Origin of the sequence: Mesorhizobium sp. M1A.F.Ca.ET.072.01.1.1 (genome assembly GCF_004023325.1) — a bacterium.
Taxonomy (GTDB): Bacteria; Pseudomonadota; Alphaproteobacteria; order Rhizobiales; family Rhizobiaceae; genus Mesorhizobium.
In genome coordinates, this window is sequence record NZ_RZSF01000003.1 from 1 (window position 1) to 14,719 (window position 14,719).

Genomic DNA, 14,719 nt, shown 5'->3' on the forward strand with positions numbered 1-14,719 from the left:
ACGCCGACACGGTGTTCCAGATCGCCTCCCTTTCGAAGCCGATCTCGGCTACCGTCGTGGCCGCGCTGGTCAGCGACGGGGTGGTATCCTGGGATTCGAAGATCGCCGACCTCGATCCGGCCTTCCGCCTTGCCGATCCCTATCCCACCGGCGAACTCACCATCCGCGATCTTTTCACGCATCGCAGCGGCCTTCCCGGCACTGCCGGAGACGACCTTGAGGGCATCGGCTACGACCGCGCCGAAATCCTTCGCCGCCTCCGCTTTGTGTCGCCATCATCGAGCTTTCGCGCCGGCTATTCCTACAGCAATTTCGGGCTGACCGAGGGTGCCGTGGCGGCCGCGAAGCCGACAGGCAAGCCCTGGGAGACGGTCGCGGAGGAAAAGCTCTACCGCCCGCTTGGAATGGCAGCGACCAGCTCCCGTCACGCGGACTTCATCAGCCGCGCCAATCGCGCCGCGCTGCATGTCAAAATCGACGGCGTCTGGGCCGCAAAGGTCAAGCGCAATGTCGATCCTCAGGCGCCGGCGGGCGGCGTGAATTCCAGCGCGCGCGATCTCATGCAATGGATGCGCCTGGTGCTCGGCGACGGGGTTTATGCCGGCCGGACGCTGATTGCTTCCGATGCGCTGCGACAGACGCATCTGCCTCACATGGCGCTCGGCCGCAATCCCGTAACCGGAGGCGAGTCTTTCTATGGCCTCGGCTGGAATATTGATTTCGGTCGGCACGGCCTGAGCTGGGGCCATGCAGGCGCCTTCAGCGTCGGTGCGCGTACGGTGGCGACGCTGTTTCCGCAGGAGAAGCTTGGCATCGTTATCCTTACGAACGCCTTCCCGACCGGTGTCCCGGAAGGGTTGTCCGACAGCTTTGCCGATCTGGTCTTCGACGGAAAAGTCGAAAAGGACTGGGTCGAGGCCTGGGACGGAATCTATGCCGGGATGCTGGGTCCGGCGATCGCCGCGGCCAAGGCCGAATATGCCGCGCCACCGTCTCCGCCAAGGCCGGCCCGGCCGGCCAGCGCCTATTCCGGCCGCTACGCCAACGACTTCATCGGCGACGCGACCGTGTCGAGCGCGGGCGACGGCCTTGTGCTCGAGGTCGGGCCGGCCGGAGCGCGGTCCTATTCGCTGACGCATTTCGACGGCGATCTGTTCCTGACCCATCCCGACGCCGAGACGCCAGACCGGCCGGCGGGCGTGAGCTTCGTCGTCGGCCCCGATGGTAAGGCCTCGGCGATCACGATCGAGTTCCTCGACGACAATCGTCTTGGCAGGCTGCAGCGGGTGGGTGACTGATCGCTTCACCCAGAGCCGTGCGGCTATTCTGGGTGAACGACAGTATCAAAACAAAGACCAGCGGGCTCAGGATGCCTGCCCGTAGCGGAGCAGCTTGAAGCAGTCGCCGCTGCCCGACTTCGTCTGCGTCAGCACCGGTTTCGCGCGGTCGATCCATTCCTGCTGCGATTTGGTGTCGGTCTCGATCGCATCGACCGGTGCAAGGGCGACGAAACTCTTTCCCTTGCTGAACAGCCAGCAGGCGCGGGCGAGAAACCGCCTGCTGCGCTGGCGCAGCAGGTCGGCGTCATAGAGGATGTCGAGCACCTCGTGCTTGATCTTCGGTTCCTTGTCGGGCTTGGCGACCGCGGCTTCGACCGCCTCGTCGCCGATCGCCTCATGCAGGTCCTTGTAGTCGAGGGCTAGCTGCGTCGTCGCGTATTTGATCTCGTTCTCGTCGCGGACGATGTTGAACCACAGCGTCGGATCGATCTCGTTGACGACAAAGGTGGCTTCGAGGTCGCGCGACAGGTTCAGGATTTCGAAGTCTCGAACATCGACATCACGTTCGACCAGCAGGATCTTTTCGACCTGCTTGGCGAGCTCCGTTCCCCTGGCGGTGATCGCGGCGTTGCTTCCGCCGTGTTCGGGGCCGACATAGGCGCTGCCCTCATCCAGTATCTCGTCGAACTCGCCCAGCGTTTCGATGACCGGGGCGCCGCGGGCAACGCGCGCCGCCAGTTTGGCGAGAACCTGCTGCAGCTCGGTCTCGCGCTTGCGCTGGTCCTGATAGTTCTGCTGGAACTAATAGACAGTTTCTAAGCGACTGTTTTTACAGCATTTTTCCGCTTTTTAGCCGCACCGACTTCGCGGGTGCGGTTATTTGCGATGCGTTTTGACGCTGCGATTGAAAGTCGTTTGCGGTCGGTTTCCTTGGTATAGATTTCGGCCGTTGAAAGTTTGGTCCATCCATACATTGCGCAAAGTTCATGCGCGCTTGCGCCGTCGTTGGCTGCGATGGTCGCACCGGCTTTGCGTAATCCATGCGCTCGGCAATGGGACGGCAAACCGGCTTTCTCGCATACGCCGGCAAACCATCCGCCGAAGCTTTCGGGCGAGCTAAACGGCTTGCCTCGCGACGTGACCATAAAGGCTAAATCGCCGGTCGGCGTCGCGTTGATCGACTTTTGCAGTTCCGGCCATATCGCGAGATAAACCGTGGTGCCGGTCTTTTCCGTCCGCAGCGTAATCAGACCGTCGCGGACGTGCTGCCGGCCGACGCGGATAACGTCGCCGCGCCGCAGCCCGCAAAACAGCATGATATCGAGCGCGAGACGGGCGCGGGTGCCTACCTTATGAAACAGGCGGAATTGCTCGACTTCCTCGACGGTCCAGCTATGGAAACCGCCGATGGTCGCTTTGATCAACTCGACGCCATCGCAAGGATTGCTTGCGACGTGACCGGCCTTAACCGCCCATGCGAACATTTTGCGGATTGCTTTAAGCGAGTTGTTCGCCGCAAACGGCGTGTCGGCTTTCGCGTCCATCGCGGTTTGTATGTGTTGCTTGCGAACTAGCTTGTAAGGCTGCGATCCGGATTTATCGACAAAACGTTTGAATATGTGATCCCGCGTCTTAAGCGTGGTCGCTCGCAAAGCCTTGTATTCCGCGCTTTGTTTGTATCGATCAACAAGCCATGCAATCGTTTCGACCGATGGTCGCCCGACTGCTTGCACGACAAGCTTGCCGGCAAACGCGGCGTTGTATGCCTCGACGTATTCGGGCGAGTTGTACGGATCGGGCAAACGGACGCGGATTTGTCCCGGTCGTCGGAAATACCAAACGTATTTTCCGTGGCGGTTTTTCTCACGAATTTCGTAAAGTCTGCGGCGACGCGGCATGTTACTATGAACGCTGTTACAATCGTCCATAATTCAAAAACCAATTTCGATTGGTTTGTCAATTCGTTCGTCGGTCGTTTGGTTAAGCTTGCGGGCCGTCTCGGCTGGAACAAGCTTGACGTTCACGCCGTTGACTTCGATCACCGGCACAAAGCCGGCCTTCGATGCACCCTTACAAATCGCCGTGATCTGCTTTTGTGTGAGTAGTAATTTGCGCGACATTTCCCTATGGCACTTGCGAGCGGATTTTCTTCCACAAATGGCGCTCGCCATACTTCTTAAGGGGTAATGCGCTTGCGTTGTCTACTGTTACAATTCGTGATCGTGGCCCAATCGTTCCGGGCTTGTTCACGTTTTGGTTGCGTTGGTTGAGCGCGCTCTAACGCTGCAACGCAAAAAGCGGCCCGGAATGGTCCGAACCGCTTTAGTGCAATGCAGTACGATACAATATTTACGTGCATTACATTAGAATGTGCGCATTATTACGGTTCCACGCGTACTTAACAAATTCTAATGTTATATTTCGGATTTGTTGTGGTCGCCAATTATAGCGTTATACGCGTCGGCAAGATCGGCCATCTGATACAGTTCGGCCGTTGCCAGTTTCCGGCCCTTGTCGGTGCCGTCCCGCAGCGCTGCGATCAACAACGGCACGATCCCGCGATAGGTTGGCGCGATGGTGCGGCCGGGCTTGGTGTTGTCAGCGGTCTTCATGTGTCGTTTCCTCCGTTGCTGCGGGCGTATCTCGCGGATCAACGCGCCGACGTACATCTTTTCGATTTCGGTTAGTTCGGTCATGGCTGCGGCTCGGCTTCGACCGGGTAGTTTTCCGGGTGCGTCCAGCCGCGAGCGCAAGCGCGACAAATGCCGGTCTTGCGCTCCGTTTCGCCGAAAAGAGGAACACCACATTCACGCGTTACCCATTCCTCGCGCTTTGCCGTCGTCTCGCCCGTCGTCATGTTGTACGATCCGTGCTTGACCAGCATCCGCCTAAGCTTGGTGCAGTTGTTTGCCATTGTCATGCCTCCGGTTAGAACTGGACGCCAAGCGCCACGAAGAAATCATGTTCCGCTTTGTCGAGCGTGTTGTAAGCAAGCGCCTCGCAAAGCGAGGAAAGCGCGATGCGCTCGAATTCCGGCCCGCTGGTCGTCTTGGTAGTTTCAGCGGCGTTTTCTTCCGCAGCCATCCAACCATGAAAGAAACCGGCCTTGTCGGCTGCTTTGCGGATTTCGTTCCAGTTGGTCGGGTTGGTCATCTGCTTAACTCCGTTGGTTGCAACGGTTGTCGCATGATTTGCGATGGTCGTCAACGGAAAAATTGCCATTGGTCGTTTAATTTTCCGGGCGGTAATTTCTTGGTCGTTGTGATGCTCGACGTTCCGAACGCGTCGAAGTCGCACCACGGATCAACCGTACACGCGAGCCTCCGGACGGGATCAACCATCGCCAGCGCAACAGCATGATCGGCAACCGGCCCGAACAGCCATCCGGTACGGTTGCCGCGCTTCACGGTGACGTAATAGCCGGTTGTCATGCGTACCGGCTCAACGTCTCGATAAAGCTGTCAGCTTCGGTGCGGTCGCGGAACAAGGTCGGATCGTCCCAACCGTTGCGATAGATGATGCCGCGAGGCTCGACGGCAACCCGGCGCGAGTGACCGGGATAAACGCGCGAACGAATGGTTACGTCCGTCGCTGCCCAAAGGATACCGTTTTCCATTAGATCACCTTCAACATGTCGCGGCTGAAAGAGTAGGGTGCGCGAACGCCGTCCGCGTTGACGACAAACCATGCGTTCTTGTAACGGGTGTCGCGCTCGGCAACGGTGTAGGTCTTGCCGTCGAGCGACAACACGACCGACGCGCCAACGCTGATTGCCTTGATAGCAGGCTTGCGAGCCTTTTTGGTCTTCGGCATCGCGGGAAAGAGAAAGGCGAATTCGCTACGCATCTGATTTGCTCCGTTGTTGATATCCTTGTCGCATGGTTTGCGATGGTCGTCAACGGAAAAATTGCGATGGTCGTCAATTTTATTCGGGCGGTAACGGCTTCGCCCATTTCGGAAAATCCTCGATTAAGCAACAGCTAGGCGCGCCGCCATCAACGGGCCGATAATACACCATTCCAAGCGCAATCTTGGTGACGACGTATCGAGCCGGCTTGCCATCCTCGCCCAACACGCGAGCGTGTAAAAACTGGCGTCCTTTGTACGGTGTCATTGGAATAGCCGCCCGTTATCTCCCGGCGCGAGCGGTGCGGCCGGCTTCGGCGCATCCTGCAACACGCGGTCAAGCGTGGCGTAATAGCGAATGTCGTGCGCGTCTTCGATGGTCAACCCAAGCGGATAGCGCTTGATCAACTTCCCGGTGACGTGCCGGCCGGTGCTGGCGTCAAGAATGGTTATTTGCTGCATCACACAATCCGTTCCGCTAGATGGTGCAAGATCGCCTTGATTTCGTCCAAGCTGTTCGCGCGGTCGATTTCGTTATGCAAATCCTCGCGCTCAACAATTAGCCGCGCCTCTTGTAAGCTAATGCCTTTCGTCTCGCGAAGCATCTTGATCCGGGCTGCTTTGTCGTCCGTCATAGCCGTTCCTTCCTTACCCATACGTGCAGACCGGCGCGGCGGTATATATCGCGCATCTGCCGTTGATAATCCATTGCCTCGACGTTGCTCCGGAATGCCCGGTAAAACCATGCCGCACCGTCCATGTGGACGGTTACGCGGTAGCGGTCGGCATTGCGACGCTCGACCGGTGCGGCGCGTTCTGGCGGCGCTCTATGGGCGGCTGCGGGCAGCATGGCTTTCGTACCTTGAACCGCAGTTGAGGCACCGCGCCGGCCGGTACGGATCGGCAACGAACCGGTGCGCGATGGTGTCTGCCGGGTGCGGCAATCCAAAATAGCGCCATGCGTCGAGCGGCGTTATGAATTGACGACCGGCCGGCACGATGAAAACGAGATCGTCAATATATGCGATTGATTGCGGCGCTGGTTTCTCGTTCCATTGAACACGTATCCTGTCACCATCCTGTGCGATCGCAACGCCAGTCCGATCAAACCATTTATGCCGTACCTTCATGGCTGTTGCTCCAATGTCTCGGCTATCTGGTTGAATAGGTGTGCGGCTTCGCGAAGATCGTCCGCGCTAAACGCAATGTTCGGGTTGTCGATATCGAGGAAGACGGAACGCGGCGCGTTGTCCACGACGTTGATACGGCCATAACTGCCGGGTGCGACCGGTTGCCGGCGTCGCTCGAATGCTGCGGCGATCTGTTCGGCTGCGGTCGGTGCGGGCTGCGGCTTGCGACGTGCCATCCAAGGGCGATTGCGTAGCGCGGTCATCGTCAAACCTCCACAATGAACACCGGCACAACGCGCGCGCCTATGTTGTCCATCGCTTTTTTGATTACGGTCGGGTCGGTAAGGCCGAACACTTCGGCTACAGCTTCAATCAAACCTTCCGGTGTTGCGGCTGCGGCAGGCCAAAGGTTGCCGTCCTTGTCGATCACGCCGAACGCTGCGGCTTTTGCTTTGTCGGTCATCATGCTTCTTTCCGATAGGTCTTGCCCTTGACCGACTTGTGACCGGGCTTTTGGTTTAGGTGATTGGACAAAGCCGACTGTGATAAACAATGGACGCGGGCGGCGTGGCTTATGCTTTCGAATTCCTCGCCCGTTTCGTTGCAGATAATCCGCATCTTTGCGCCAGCGTAGGAAAAGCCGACCATGTTGCAAACCGGCTTCAGCTCTTGAACTTGGCGAAAGCGCAAATTGTTGACCGTCACTTCGTCAAGCGATGTCAGTTGAAGCTTTACGATGATCCCCTCGTTTGCGCCGAAAAGGCGTATCCATTCGCTGTTTTGGCGAGCGTCCGGGCATTGGAACAAATCGAGCAACTTGCAAACGCCGATATAAGCTAATTGGTCGGTTGCGTCGTGATGATGATACAAACACCAAAGTTTGCCCAATTCGTGCGTCTTCGCGACAACAAACGATTGTGCTGGCGTCGTGACTAGGTTTGCGGTTGCGGGGAACATGCGAGCCTTTCAATATGTCTATAACATGCAATCTATGCCGATCCGCTCGCGGCGGTCAAGGGGAATTTGTTGTGAAATTTGTCTCACGTTTGCGGCGGTAAATTACGCTAATTATGGCTCGCTGCGGGTCCGCAAATACATAATTACATAATTTGTCGGTAATTACATATTTTGCCGGGTTATATGGCTGACTTATATAAAACAGACCGCATTTTCCAATCTAGTAGAGCCACTATCTATATAAGGTATATAGTAGAATATATATAAGGTTTCTAATAGATAGATGGTAATTAACGGTAATTGTGTAATTTAACGAGTTAGATAGATATATAGATAGATAGATAGTGGCTGCAAGAATAGGAAAACACCCGTCCAAACCATCTAAGTCAGCTATCTATGCCGTTAATTACAGACACGAAAAAGCCCGTCCGAATTAACGGACGGGCCGGCAATTAACGGGAACTGGCGAAGGCGCTAGACGGGATCGGGAACGTTGCCGCCGCTGGTCTTGCAATTGCGAGGATCGCGCCGGCCGAACCATTCCGCGTATTTGACTTCGGCAAAGATATTGGGTTGGCATCGCTTCGCCATCGCCTTTGCATCGTCAAGCGTTTCGCCTTCCGTCATGCCAACCCAACGCCGATCATAAAACATATCCCAAAAGCGCATTTGCGTTAATCCTTGTCGTTGATTACTGCCGGAACGGAACCTTTTGACCGCGATCCTTCAATTCCTGCTTGCCTTCGGCAAAGACCTTGCGGACGTGGCGCATTGCGTCATCCATGGTGAAATGGCCGTTGGCGAGCGCGAGCGCTTGCTTTGCCGCTGCGGTGTAGCCGAGACGCATTGCGGTCAAAAAGATCGTATGGCGGAACCGGAAGCGCTGTTCGGCGTCCGGATCGCGCAAGGCGACTGCGATTGCCGTTCCGCGCACCGCGCTTTCGAAGACTTCGCGCGGCGTCATTTCTTCCGGCATCGGATTGGCCGCTGCGGTCGCAATCGCGTTGGCTCGCAAATGCCGGTTGGCGGGCGTCATGTGGGGATTGGGATTAAGCATTGATCGTCTTTCTAATGATGGCGGGCAGCAATTCCCGCGTGTTGCATTCGAGCGGAAGGATTTCCGCGTCTTTGAATTGTTGCCAAATTCGTTGCGTAAGCTTCGGTAGTTCCTCCGTTGTGAATGCTTCGGCGTAAAGCGGCGTGGTCGTCAAAACCAGCTTTTCGCGTCTGCCGCGTCGTGTGAATTCGCGAGAAAGCCAGAACGTCGCGCCGTGGCTTTGGATGACCAGATAGAAATGACCGATGGTTGCCGATGTAGCCGCATCTGGCTTAGGCATGGTGTCTAGCTCCGTTTGATAAATTGCCTGATCGTGGCTGCGATCTTTTTGCTATCGCTGCCGTTATGCCGGCCGTGCGACATGACGCCGACGCGCCGGCCGCAAAGCAAGATGATGTCGTGCCGGGTTCCCGCCTCGATACGCCAGTCAAGCCCGGTCGCCCGCAAAATCCCTTCGACTTCGCGATAAAGTTTCGTCCGTATCGGTTGGGACATGGTGCCGCATGGCTCCGTTGGGGAATAGTTAGAGTTTTAATTGTGTTTGCGATGGTGTCAACGTGAAATTTGCGATGGTTGCGAAAAAATTGCTGTTGCAGCGCACCATTGGAAAACCGATTTGCGACGATTGACCCTAACCGGCCGGATCGACTATATAAATTTGTGTTAGGAATGCGATAACCATATTTTAAGTCTTCTGTTATGAATGCGTTGGCACCAATCAGCTTTACAAGCGCATATCGGCAGTTGCGGCCGGCTGAAAAGCTGTTTGTCGATAGCTATGTGGCGAGCGTCGAGGCGGAAGCCGAACGGCGCAACGAACGCATTTCCAACGCGCTTTATCGCCCGATCCCGGCCGAAGCGGTCGAGGCGTCGCGCGGAATGCTCGAAAAGCCGATGGTGCGGGCGGCTGTTGCGGAACGGATCAATGAGATTGCCGCCGCGTCCGAATTGACGGTGCAGCGGGTTATCAAAGAACTAAGCGCGATGGCGTTTAGCTCGATGGGCAATTACATCACGATTGGCGAAGACGGCTTTGCCTACTTCGATCTTGCCAAATGTACGCCGGAACAGTTGTCGGCAATCTCGCACGTCAAGACGGAAGTCAGCGCCAGCGGTCGCGGGCAGGCAAAGCAGGAAATCAAGCTGCACGACAAGCTTTCCGCGTTGCGCGAGCTAATGGCTTATATGGGCTTGCGCGATCCGGACAACCCGCATTGGCGCGCCGAGAATGCGCGGCCGGTCAATGCCGCCGCTTTGCCCGGTGACGTGTCGGACGAAGCGGCGGCAGACGTATACGCAAAGATGATCAATGGTTAGGCGGTCAGCGATCCCGCAGCCGCAAACCGATCCCGGCGCGGTTCAACGTGTCGCGCCGGTTGCGCTCGCGGTGGATCGCTTCAAGCTGTTCGTCGGTCAAATGTGCGGTCGGGTGAACGTTGACTGGATCGGCATGCATGACCTTGCCCGGCCCGATACGCATGATGTCGCGGGCGTAATCGCTATCCAAAAGATCGGACGGCTGCGGCTCGCCAATCCAACCGGCAAACTCGGTATTGCGCAAAATCTCGGCTGCGGCGCGCCAAGCGGACGCCTCGCGAGCGTACAAGGCATGTTCTTTGACCTTGGTCTGTTTCTCCGCCATCTTTTCGGCGTTCGACGCGTTGCGTTCGAACACGTCGATAATCTGTTGCGGGTTGGTCGCTCGATAAAGCTTGGTCATTGGTCAATCCAGTCGTTTGAGAAATTCGAACCAAATGTCGCATTCGATAATGTATTGCCAACGCTGTTTTGCCGGTCGCCAATAGCGCATAACAACTTGATTGTCGTCAACGACGGCGCGGACGTGAAAGCGCGTCGGTTCCCCGCCATGACTGGCAAGGAAAGACGCGCCCGGTTTGACCCAATCCGGCAGCATTGCCTAAATCTCCCGCGCAAACCGGTCGTAAGGCTGGTTTTTGCTGAATTCCTCGCCGTATTGAGCGAACACAACGGAAAAATCTTTCGTTGCCGCTTTGAACGCGTGTTCGGCGTCATCGTCGGTAGCGAACGTCGCGCGAACTGTCGTCCCGTCCGCTTTTACTGCCACAAAATAGTAAAACATGGTTCGTTACTCCGATGGCTTGTCGATGTTTTCGCGACGAAGCGTGATCCGAACGCCGGAAGGATTGGCACGACGATTGGGATAGGCGCTTTCGCGATAAATTTTGCGAGCTTCACGAAAGCTATTAGCTTTTATCAGGCATGTGTGATCCGGACTAGCCGGCGAGGCGTTGTGCCTGTCAAAAATCTGATACTCGTTCATAATTGCACCAATCCGTTTGCGATGGTCGTTTGTCGCATAATTTGCGATGGTCGTCAACATGTATTTTCCTGATAATGCCGATTTGATAGGTTGGCGCGAGCGGGAAACCGTAGCCGATACCGTCAAGCCGTGGAAGCCGGAACCGCTCGGCCGCGAGCAATGGCCGCCCAATTATGCCGCCGTGTACGCATGGCGGATCAAGACGCTTGCACAGTTGCGAGCCGATAAAGCCGCGCTGGCGTCCGCTCGCACGTATTACAAGACGCGACCGGCCGAATTCATTATGCATTGGATGGATACTTACGATCCGCGCCGCGCGGCGACGAAATGGATACCGTTTGTATTCTTCGAAAAGCAGTATGATTTTATCACGTTCCTGCATGAGTTGCGTACCGATGGCGAAAGCGGCTTGTGCGAAAAGTCGCGCGACGTTGGCGCTACATGGGGTGCTTGCGGGTATTCTGTTTGGTCGTGGCTGTTCATCAAAGACGACGCTATCGGCTGGGGATCGCGCAAGCAAGATTTGGTCGATACGCTCGGTGATCCCGACAGCATCTTTGAAAAGCTGCGGCTGTTGATCAAGCGTCTTCCCGACATTTGGTTGCCGGAAGGATTAAAGCAGAAAGAACACATAACGTTCATGAAGCTGATCAATCCGGCCAACGGATCGGTCATAACGGGCGAGGCGGGCGACAATATCGGCCGTGGCGGTCGAAAAACCATGTATTTCAAGGATGAAAGCGCGCACTACGAACGGCCCGACAAGATCGAGGCGGCGCTAGGCGACAACACAAACGTTCAAGTCGATATTTCGTCGGTCAACGGCCTTGGCAACGTCTTTCATCGTCGGCGCGAGGCGGGCATTGACTGGCAACGCGGTCGCAAGATCGATCCCGGCTTTACGCGCGTATTCGTTGTCGATTGGCGTGACCATCCGAACAAAACCCAAGAGTGGTACGATACGCGCAAAGCCAAGTATGAGCGCGAGGGTTTGGCGCATCTGTTCGCGCAAGAGGTTGACCGCAATTACAGCGCTGCAATCTCGAACACGATCATTCCTTACGAGTGGATAACTCACGCGGTCGATGCTCATTTGAAGGTGCCATATCTGGCGGAATACATCGCTAGGAACGGCATTCCGAACGTTTGGACGGCCGGGCTGGACGTTGCCGACGAAGGCATTGACCGTAACGCGCTGTCAAAGCGGCAATGGATTATCTGGCGATCCGTCGAGGAATGGGGCGAGCGCGATACAGGCGTCACCACGCGGCGCGCTGTCGCTGCTTGTCGCGGTATTCGCGGGATCAAGGTTCAATATGATTGCGTTGGGCTTGGCGCGTCCGTCAAAGCCGAGTTTAACCGGCTTGTTGACGAAAAGCTGATCACGCCGGATGAAATCAAAATGGTCGCGTGGAATGCCGGCGCGGCAGTTCAAAATCCCTTTGACCGCATCGTTCCCGATGACGAAGAAAGTTCAACGAACAAAGACATTTTTCACAACATGAAGGCGCAAGCGTGGTTTTCGTTGCGAATGCGCTTTTACAAGACATTCAAAGCTGTGACAGAAGGCGTTGTTTACCCGGTTGACGACCTTATCAGCCTTGACAGTTCGATGAATTTGTTACACCAACTCATGAAAGAATTGGCACAACCGACTAGTTCGCCCGGTTCCAGCCTAAAAACGGTCGTGAACAAGAAACCGGATGGTGCAAAATCACCGAATTTAGCGGATAGCGGCGTACAAATGTTTTTCCCGGTTCCCGACGATTACGGGCAAATTTATGTAGGATCATACCGTTGACCAACCGTATCAACGTGATTGCCGAAGACGATGACACGATCGTTTACAAGGATAAGGCAGGCAACGTCTGGTTCGAAACGTTCAATTTTAAGCCGTGCGAGAAAAACCGGTGTGTCTATTGCAACTGCGAAGGCTTTTATCCGGCCTGCCGTCAAGCGCCGGCATCGGTGGAAAGCCGTTGAAATGAAATACACCGCCGAGAATACCGCGACGAAGACGGCAATATGATTGTTGACGGCGACGAAATTAGGACCGAACGAATTAGCGGGCGCATTGAGGTTAGAGCGATATGACTAAGGCTTTTTATGCCTCGACCGCATTGACGCGTTTCCCGCGCGGCTTCGACAACACGTCAACATCGGCTGGCGCGATTACGGTTCGCGACATGTCGCCAAACACCAACGTTTCCGGTGACGAAATGTTGAAGCGCTCGCCCGATAGCGCCGCGATGGTCGATTATTGGGACCAAACCGACACGATCATTGACGGCATTAAGGCGCTGCGGCTCGCGCGCGAAAAGTATCTGCCGAAGTTCGTTGACGAAGACGAAAAAGAATACGATTTCCGCGTCAACGCGACGAAGCTTACCAACGTTTACCGCGATATCATCGAAGGTTTGGCATCCAAGCCGTTCGAGGAAGAAATTTCGCTGGTTACAAGCGACAAGGAAGGCTCGAAAGTCATTCCGCAACAGATCACCGAATTCATCGAAGATGTTGACGGCAGCGGCAACAATCTGACCGTGTTTTCGTCGGGTGTGTTCTTCAACGGGATCAACTCGGCAATCGACTGGATTTTTGTCGATTTCCCGACCGTCGATCCGTCGCAAGTTCGCTCTGTTGCCGACGCCAAAGCGGCCGGCGTCCGTCCGTTCTGGTCGCGCGTTCTTGGTCGCAACGTGCTTGAAGCGAAAACCGCAATGATCGGCGGCAAGGAAGTCTTGACGTACATGCGCATTTTCGAGCCGGGCAAGCCGGATCATGTGCGCGTGTTCGAGCGCAACGCAACCGGCGTTACGTGGCAGCTTTACGTCAAGACGGATAGGCAATCGCCCAACGGCAAGACGATGTTCGTTCTTGAACGTGAAGGCGTGATTTCGATAGGCGTCATTCCGCTTGTGCCGTTCATCACCGGCCGGCGCGACGGTCGCACGTTCCGTATCTTCCCGACGATGCAAGACGCGGCCGATTTGCAGATTGAGCTTTACCAGCAGGAAAGCGGTTTGAAGTTCGTCAAGATCATGGCCGCTTACCCGATGCTCGCAGCGCAAGGCGTCAACCCGCCAGTCAACGCGGACGGGACGCCGAAAAAGCTTCGCGTTGGTCCGGGCGTCGTGCTGTATGGCAAGCCAAACGCGGACGGCAAGGCCGGCACATGGGCATTTGTCGAGCCGTCTGCAAACACCATGAAGTTTCTGGCCGACGACGTGAAATCGACCATCGAAAACTTGCGCGAAATTGGGCGGCAACCGCTCACCGCGCAATCGTCAAACGTGACGGTGATCAACTCGGCGGTCGCGGCCGGCAAGGCGCGAACGGCGGTCGGCGCGTGGGCGTTGCAGTTGAAAGACGCGTTGGAAAACGCGTTGGTTTTGACGTGCCAATGGCTGAACATCAAAGACTATTCGCCGGAAGTGAACGTCTACACTGAATTTGACGATTTCGCTGACGGCAACGCCGATCTTACTGAATTGGGCAACGCTCGACGCGCAAAGGATTTGTCGCGGTACACCTATTGGGCCGAGTTGAAGCGCCGCAAGGTGCTTGCACCCGAATTCGACGCCGAAGCGGAAGACGAAAGACTGTTGGAAGAATTGCCAGCGGAAGGATTAGACGATGCCGAAGACGACAACAAAAGCAAGCCGCCAATTGCCGCTTGACGCGCTGGACGAATTGAAGCGCTGCCGCGACGTGGCGAAGTCGCCCGGCTTTGGCGATTACAACAAGTACATGCGTGGCGTCGCTAACGGTCTAGCGCTCGCGGTGTCGATCATCGAAGGCACCGAACCGGAATTCATGCCGGCACCGAACGCGCCAAGCGAGGCAAAGCTTGCAGCATTGACGGAAGGGAACGATTGACATGGGTGCAAAGACTTCATTCGCCAGTTCCGTAACGGACTGGACGCTGATTGCGGACGGCGCGGTTTATCAGTCGGTCGGCGTGTACAACCGCGACGAAGAACAGATTGCGATTGCGATTGCTGCCGCCGCGCCAGCGTCCAACGATGACAATTATTTCAAGCTGCCGAACGAAGGGTTTAACACAACGCTCGCGGCGACCGACAAGCTTTACGCAAAAGCGATGAACGGCAGCGCCACGGTTCGCGGCTTCCGTGAGGCGGTCTAG

Annotated in this window: 29 protein-coding genes; 8 read left to right on the plus strand and 21 right to left on the minus strand. The window is 56.2% G+C overall.

What is annotated here, in order from left to right:
- Positions 1 to 1,298 (plus strand): serine hydrolase (locus EOA32_RS00705; protein ID WP_145971265.1); only part of this gene is annotated, 1,298 nt, incomplete at its 5' end.
- A gap of 66 nt (positions 1,299 to 1,364) precedes the next feature.
- On the opposite strand, the gene EOA32_RS39550 is transcribed toward EOA32_RS00705, so the two are convergent.
- The gene (locus tag EOA32_RS39550) at positions 1,365 to 1,604 is read right to left on the minus strand and encodes a hypothetical protein (protein ID WP_245499106.1); all 240 of its coding nucleotides are present in this window, start codon (positions 1,602 to 1,604) and stop codon (positions 1,365 to 1,367) included.
- A gap of 315 nt (positions 1,605 to 1,919) precedes the next feature.
- Between EOA32_RS39550 and EOA32_RS39555 the strand changes: the two genes are divergently transcribed.
- Positions 1,920 to 2,099 (plus strand): hypothetical protein, encoded by a 180-nt coding sequence (locus EOA32_RS39555; protein ID WP_245499107.1) that lies wholly within the window; start codon positions 1,920 to 1,922, stop codon positions 2,097 to 2,099.
- On the opposite strand, the gene EOA32_RS00715 is transcribed toward EOA32_RS39555, so the two are convergent.
- From EOA32_RS00715 to EOA32_RS00790, 16 genes are all read right to left on the minus strand, one after another.
- Positions 2,096 to 3,178: a tyrosine-type recombinase/integrase gene (locus tag EOA32_RS00715; protein ID WP_189406784.1), complete on the minus strand. Its 1,083-nt coding sequence runs from the start codon at positions 3,176 to 3,178 to the stop codon at positions 2,096 to 2,098. The genes EOA32_RS39555 and EOA32_RS00715 overlap by 4 nt on opposite strands.
- Before the next feature lie 33 nt (positions 3,179 to 3,211).
- Positions 3,212 to 3,451, minus strand: coding sequence for a hypothetical protein (locus EOA32_RS00720; RefSeq protein ID WP_128370533.1), 240 nt, complete (start codon positions 3,449 to 3,451; stop codon positions 3,212 to 3,214).
- 243 nt (positions 3,452 to 3,694) lie between these two features.
- Positions 3,695 to 3,976, minus strand: coding sequence for a hypothetical protein (locus EOA32_RS00725; protein ID WP_128370534.1), 282 nt, complete (start codon positions 3,974 to 3,976; stop codon positions 3,695 to 3,697).
- Positions 3,973 to 4,194, minus strand: a complete 222-nt coding sequence (locus tag EOA32_RS00730; RefSeq protein WP_128370535.1) for a hypothetical protein — start codon at positions 4,192 to 4,194, stop codon at positions 3,973 to 3,975. Before EOA32_RS00730 ends, EOA32_RS00725 begins: the two co-directional genes overlap by 4 nt.
- Before the next feature lie 14 nt (positions 4,195 to 4,208).
- The gene (locus EOA32_RS00735) at positions 4,209 to 4,433 is read right to left on the minus strand and encodes a hypothetical protein (protein ID WP_128370536.1); all 225 of its coding nucleotides are present in this window, start codon (positions 4,431 to 4,433) and stop codon (positions 4,209 to 4,211) included.
- Between the two features lie 50 nt (positions 4,434 to 4,483).
- Positions 4,484 to 4,711, minus strand: coding sequence for a hypothetical protein (locus EOA32_RS00740; RefSeq protein ID WP_128370537.1), 228 nt, complete (start codon positions 4,709 to 4,711; stop codon positions 4,484 to 4,486).
- Positions 4,708 to 4,896: a hypothetical protein gene (locus tag EOA32_RS00745; RefSeq protein ID WP_128370538.1), complete on the minus strand. Its 189-nt coding sequence runs from the start codon at positions 4,894 to 4,896 to the stop codon at positions 4,708 to 4,710. The genes EOA32_RS00740 and EOA32_RS00745 overlap by 4 nt, the downstream gene beginning before the upstream one ends.
- On the minus strand, positions 4,896 to 5,126 hold the full coding sequence (locus tag EOA32_RS00750) for a hypothetical protein (protein WP_128370539.1): 231 nt from the start codon (positions 5,124 to 5,126) through the stop codon (positions 4,896 to 4,898). Before EOA32_RS00750 ends, EOA32_RS00745 begins: the two co-directional genes overlap by 1 nt.
- A 264-nt stretch (positions 5,127 to 5,390) precedes the next feature.
- A complete protein-coding gene (locus EOA32_RS00755; RefSeq protein ID WP_128370540.1) occupies positions 5,391 to 5,588 on the minus strand; it encodes a hypothetical protein in 198 nt (65 codons plus the stop codon).
- Positions 5,588 to 5,761 carry a hypothetical protein gene (locus EOA32_RS38280; RefSeq protein WP_189406788.1) on the minus strand — a complete coding sequence of 58 codons (174 nt, stop codon included), beginning with the start codon at positions 5,759 to 5,761 and terminating at the stop codon, positions 5,588 to 5,590. The genes EOA32_RS00755 and EOA32_RS38280 overlap by 1 nt, the downstream gene beginning before the upstream one ends.
- Before the next feature lie 192 nt (positions 5,762 to 5,953).
- Positions 5,954 to 6,256, minus strand: a complete 303-nt coding sequence (locus tag EOA32_RS00765) for a hypothetical protein (RefSeq protein ID WP_128370542.1) — start codon at positions 6,254 to 6,256, stop codon at positions 5,954 to 5,956.
- Positions 6,253 to 6,519: a hypothetical protein gene (locus tag EOA32_RS00770; RefSeq protein WP_128370543.1), complete on the minus strand. Its 267-nt coding sequence runs from the start codon at positions 6,517 to 6,519 to the stop codon at positions 6,253 to 6,255. Before EOA32_RS00770 ends, EOA32_RS00765 begins: the two co-directional genes overlap by 4 nt.
- A gap of 2 nt (positions 6,520 to 6,521) precedes the next feature.
- The gene (locus EOA32_RS00775; protein ID WP_128370544.1) at positions 6,522 to 6,722 is read right to left on the minus strand and encodes a hypothetical protein; all 201 of its coding nucleotides are present in this window, start codon (positions 6,720 to 6,722) and stop codon (positions 6,522 to 6,524) included.
- Positions 6,719 to 7,213, minus strand: a complete 495-nt coding sequence (locus EOA32_RS00780) for a hypothetical protein (protein WP_128370545.1) — start codon at positions 7,211 to 7,213, stop codon at positions 6,719 to 6,721. The genes EOA32_RS00775 and EOA32_RS00780 overlap by 4 nt, the downstream gene beginning before the upstream one ends.
- A gap of 691 nt (positions 7,214 to 7,904) precedes the next feature.
- A complete protein-coding gene (locus tag EOA32_RS00785; RefSeq protein ID WP_128370546.1) occupies positions 7,905 to 8,270 on the minus strand; it encodes a hypothetical protein in 366 nt (121 codons plus the stop codon).
- Positions 8,263 to 8,550 carry a hypothetical protein gene (locus EOA32_RS00790; protein WP_128370547.1) on the minus strand — a complete coding sequence of 96 codons (288 nt, stop codon included), beginning with the start codon at positions 8,548 to 8,550 and terminating at the stop codon, positions 8,263 to 8,265. The genes EOA32_RS00785 and EOA32_RS00790 overlap by 8 nt, the downstream gene beginning before the upstream one ends.
- 419 nt (positions 8,551 to 8,969) lie before the next feature.
- Between EOA32_RS00790 and EOA32_RS00795 the strand changes: the two genes are divergently transcribed.
- Positions 8,970 to 9,587, plus strand: coding sequence for a terminase small subunit (locus tag EOA32_RS00795; RefSeq protein WP_128370548.1), 618 nt, complete (start codon positions 8,970 to 8,972; stop codon positions 9,585 to 9,587).
- A 4-nt stretch (positions 9,588 to 9,591) separates the two neighbouring features.
- Here the strand turns inward: EOA32_RS00795 and EOA32_RS00800 are convergent, their stop codons facing one another.
- The 4 genes from EOA32_RS00800 to EOA32_RS00815 are packed head-to-tail and all read right to left on the minus strand — an operon-like array spanning position 9,592 to position 10,632.
- Positions 9,592 to 9,990, minus strand: coding sequence for a hypothetical protein (locus EOA32_RS00800; protein ID WP_128370549.1), 399 nt, complete (start codon positions 9,988 to 9,990; stop codon positions 9,592 to 9,594).
- A gap of 3 nt (positions 9,991 to 9,993) precedes the next feature.
- A complete protein-coding gene (locus tag EOA32_RS00805) occupies positions 9,994 to 10,185 on the minus strand; it encodes a hypothetical protein (protein WP_128370550.1) in 192 nt (63 codons plus the stop codon).
- A gap of 3 nt (positions 10,186 to 10,188) precedes the next feature.
- Positions 10,189 to 10,371, minus strand: coding sequence for a hypothetical protein (locus EOA32_RS00810; protein ID WP_128370551.1), 183 nt, complete (start codon positions 10,369 to 10,371; stop codon positions 10,189 to 10,191).
- Positions 10,372 to 10,377: 6 nt separating this feature from the next.
- Positions 10,378 to 10,632 (minus strand): hypothetical protein, encoded by a 255-nt coding sequence (locus EOA32_RS00815; protein WP_128370552.1) that lies wholly within the window; start codon positions 10,630 to 10,632, stop codon positions 10,378 to 10,380.
- On the opposite strand from EOA32_RS00815, the gene EOA32_RS00820 reads away from it, so the two are divergent.
- The 5 genes from EOA32_RS00820 (at position 10,619) to EOA32_RS00840 (ending at position 14,719) form a co-directional block, all read left to right on the plus strand.
- Positions 10,619 to 12,373, plus strand: a complete 1,755-nt coding sequence (locus tag EOA32_RS00820; RefSeq protein ID WP_128370553.1) for a hypothetical protein — start codon at positions 10,619 to 10,621, stop codon at positions 12,371 to 12,373. The genes EOA32_RS00815 and EOA32_RS00820 overlap by 14 nt on opposite strands.
- Positions 12,370 to 12,555, plus strand: a complete 186-nt coding sequence (locus EOA32_RS00825) for a hypothetical protein (protein WP_128370554.1) — start codon at positions 12,370 to 12,372, stop codon at positions 12,553 to 12,555. Before EOA32_RS00820 ends, EOA32_RS00825 begins: the two co-directional genes overlap by 4 nt.
- Positions 12,556 to 12,662: 107 nt before the next feature.
- A complete protein-coding gene (locus EOA32_RS00830) occupies positions 12,663 to 14,252 on the plus strand; it encodes a DUF4055 domain-containing protein (RefSeq protein WP_128370555.1) in 1,590 nt (529 codons plus the stop codon).
- A complete protein-coding gene (locus EOA32_RS00835) occupies positions 14,209 to 14,451 on the plus strand; it encodes a hypothetical protein (RefSeq protein ID WP_128370556.1) in 243 nt (80 codons plus the stop codon). The genes EOA32_RS00830 and EOA32_RS00835 overlap by 44 nt, the downstream gene beginning before the upstream one ends.
- A 1-nt stretch (position 14,452) precedes the next feature.
- Positions 14,453 to 14,719 (plus strand): hypothetical protein, encoded by a 267-nt coding sequence (locus tag EOA32_RS00840; RefSeq protein ID WP_128370557.1) that lies wholly within the window; start codon positions 14,453 to 14,455, stop codon positions 14,717 to 14,719.